This is a genomic window from Nonomuraea sp. NPDC049141, from assembly GCF_040648415.1.
Taxonomy (GTDB): Bacteria; Actinomycetota; Actinomycetes; order Streptosporangiales; family Streptosporangiaceae; genus Nonomuraea.
Genome location: NZ_JBEZDR010000117.1, coordinates 1 through 2,654 on the forward strand (window position 1 = coordinate 1; position 2,654 = coordinate 2,654).

The 2,654-nt window shown below is 71.4% G+C and carries 4 protein-coding genes; 1 reads left to right on the forward strand and 3 read right to left on the reverse strand.

Annotated features, from left to right (window positions below; all coding sequences use genetic code 11):
• Positions 1-315: 315 nt before the first annotated feature.
• Both AB0B91_RS64900 and AB0B91_RS64905 read right to left on the reverse strand, forming a co-directional pair.
• On the reverse strand, positions 316-1,131 hold the full coding sequence (locus tag AB0B91_RS64900; RefSeq protein ID WP_089002680.1) for an MBL fold metallo-hydrolase: 816 nt from the start codon (positions 1,129-1,131) through the stop codon (positions 316-318).
• Positions 1,125-1,712, reverse strand: a complete 588-nt coding sequence (locus AB0B91_RS64905) for a dihydrofolate reductase family protein (RefSeq protein WP_089002681.1) — start codon at positions 1,710-1,712, stop codon at positions 1,125-1,127. Before AB0B91_RS64905 ends, AB0B91_RS64900 begins: the two co-directional genes overlap by 7 nt.
• 72 nt (positions 1,713-1,784) lie before the next feature.
• Here AB0B91_RS64905 and AB0B91_RS64910 point away from each other — a divergent pair, with 72 nt between their 5' ends.
• Positions 1,785-2,273, forward strand: coding sequence for a helix-turn-helix domain-containing protein (locus AB0B91_RS64910; protein ID WP_357659881.1), 489 nt, complete (start codon positions 1,785-1,787; stop codon positions 2,271-2,273).
• 47 nt (positions 2,274-2,320) lie between these two features.
• Here AB0B91_RS64910 and AB0B91_RS64915 read toward each other — a convergent pair.
• A partial coding sequence (locus tag AB0B91_RS64915; RefSeq protein ID WP_358342975.1) for a phosphatase PAP2 family protein occupies positions 2,321-2,654 on the reverse strand: 334 nt, incomplete at its 5' end.

Sequence of the window (2,654 nt, forward strand, 5' to 3'; positions counted from 1 at the left end):
CGGTGTTCGCGCGCCTCTACAGCACGGGCGAACGCCGCAGCCCCGCCACGGCCGCCGTGGCGCAGCTCATGGCCGACGGCGTCGACCCGGACGACCCGGCCGCCCTGAACGCCTGGATCGAGGCCAACCGCCACCGGCTGACCGACGACCCCGCCTGACGCCACCCCGGCGCGTCTCGTGTCGTCGGTGGTTCAGGCGGCCCGCCGCGTTGATCATGAGGTTGGCGATGTCGATCTTCCTGGCTGCCGCCAATCTCATGATCACGGCCGGACCCGCGGAAGCGGCGACGCGCGGGGCCAGGTCAGGGAACGCGTCCTAGTCACCAGCGGCCAGGCGTTGGGCCTGCCCGTGGTGCACATCGCTCACCCACTCCCAGCCGGGCTTGGCCGAGGGGCCGATCCGTGGGTCATCGGGCTCGCGGCCGGCACGCAAGGCGAGCACGTACGCCCGGTCCCGCTCGATCCGCTCGTGCACCTGACCGGCTCCGCCGACCGACCCGTGACCTGGGACGACGACGTCGACGTCGGCCGCCACGCCCTCCAACAGCCGCAACGCCGCGAGGTAGTCCTCGATCGGGTCGGCGGCGCCGTCCAGGTCGAGCATCGGGATCAGGACGTCGGAGAGCATGTCGCCGGCAACGAGAACCCCGCGCTCCTCGACGAGCAGCGCCGCGTGGCCGGGCGCGTGCGCTCGATGCTCGACGATCCGGACTCCCGGACCGTCCCAGGGAATCCGCGCCGTCCCGGCGGGCAGGGCGGTGATGAGGCCATACAGGTCCAGCGACACCTGCCCGGCGATTTCCGTCTCGGCCAGGTGTTCGGTGATGTGGGCCTTCGCCTCCGGGTCGGACAGCTGTTCCTGGGCGGCGGCCGCGCAGCGGGCCGTGCCGTAACGGGGCGCTTCGCCGAGCTGTGCGTGCCAGAGCAGGTGATCCCAGTCCGGATGCGTCGAGAAGCCCGCCACGACGGTCCGGCCCGATGCGGACAGGTCGTTCGCGAGGCAGGCCAGTTCGTGGTCCTGCAACCCCGGGTCGATGAGCAGCACGCCGGCGCGGCCCTGCACGACGATGGTGTTGCTCTGGAGGAATTCGCTCTCGTGAACCAGTACGCCGTCCGCGACCTGCCTCAGCACGAGTTCGTCTCCCGGATGGCGTAGTGGTGCATCGTGACGCCCTGCTTGAACGATCGCTGCTCGATCAGGTCGAGCTCGATCGGCATGTCCCAGTCATCGAACAGCGGCCGGCCGAAGCCGAGGATCGCCGGGTGGGTGAAGAGCAGCAGTTCGTCGAGAAGCCCCGCCCGGAGAAGCTGCGTGGCGAGCGCCGCGCCGCCCACACCGAGGGTGCCGTCGGTCTCAGCCTTGAGGGCAGCCAGTTGCTCGATCGCGTCGTCCCCGCCGATGATCCGGGTGCCGTGATCGGCGCTGTGGCGGGTGCGGGAGACGAGCACCTTGGGCGCGGAGGTCCAGATCTCGCCGTACTCACGCATGAAGTCCGGCAGCGACGCGTCCTCGCGCGCCCGCGGCCAGAACTCCTCCATCGTCTCGTGGATGACCCGGCCCTGGACCATGCCCGCGAGCGTTCGCGCCCGCGCGTTGAACTCCCGGTGCAGTTCCTCGTCGATGCGCAGCCACTCGCCGGCGCCGTCGTCCCCGGGAACCTGCTCGATCCGCAGGTCGAGGGACACATTCATCCAGTACAGGAAGCGGCCCATCATCCCTCCTCCGCCAGTGGTTGCGATTTGCAACCACTATATTGGGGGCCAAGTACCTGTCAAGGAGGAGTCGTGGAACCACGGTCCGGGTGTCCGATCAACGCGGCCGTCGAGGTGCTCGGAGACCGATGGGCGCTGCTCGTGCTCCGCGACGTCATCTTCGGCGACCGCCGCCACTTCCGGGCGCTGCTCACCGGGTCGATCGAGGGCATCGCCTCGAACATCCTCGCCGACCGCCTCGTGCGGCTCGTCGAGGCGGGGATCCTCACCCGCGGCACCGCGATGCGAGGGCAGCGCGCCCGCTACAGCCTCACCGAAGCCGGCATCCGGACGGTTCCGGTCCTCTACGCGCTCGGCAACTGGGGCCTCGACTGGCGCCCGGGCACCGAGGAGCTCCAGATCCGACAGCGGATGATGCGCGACGCGGGTCCGGCGTTCATCGAGGAGCTCATGGACGAGCTCCGGGTACGCCACCTCGACGCCCCGCCGAAGCCCCACGATGGCCCGGGCCCCCTCGACCGCCTGAACGCCGCCTACGCCGAGCAGAAACGCCGCGACTAGCTAGGGCCGGTTCCGCGCCGGAGCGGCGACGGCCGGTTCCGCGGGAGTCAGCGCAGGGGGGCGAAGACCAGGGCGGCCACCAGGGCGCCCAGGGCGAGCCCCGCGACCACCTGGGGCACGGTGTGGTCGCGTAGGCGGACCCTGGACCAGCCGACCAGTGCGAGCAGCGGCGCCGTCGCCAGCAACCCGGCCCCGAACGTGAGCACCAGCACGACCACCGTGCCGGCGGCCACCGCCGAGTGGATCGACATCTTCCACCAGTGGCTCACCGTCACGGCGACCACCAGGCCGACGAGCCCGGCCGCCGCCAGGGCCAGCACCGGGCGCGGAGCGCCGAGCACCGCGAGCAGGGCCAGCCCGGCGGCGACCGAGCAGAGCCCG

What these genes read in the sequence shown, in the direction of transcription:
- AB0B91_RS64905 (WP_089002681.1), bottom strand. Translation starts at nt 1,712, where the DNA reads ATGGGCCGCTTCCTGTACTGGATGAATGTGTCCCTCGACCTGCGGATC.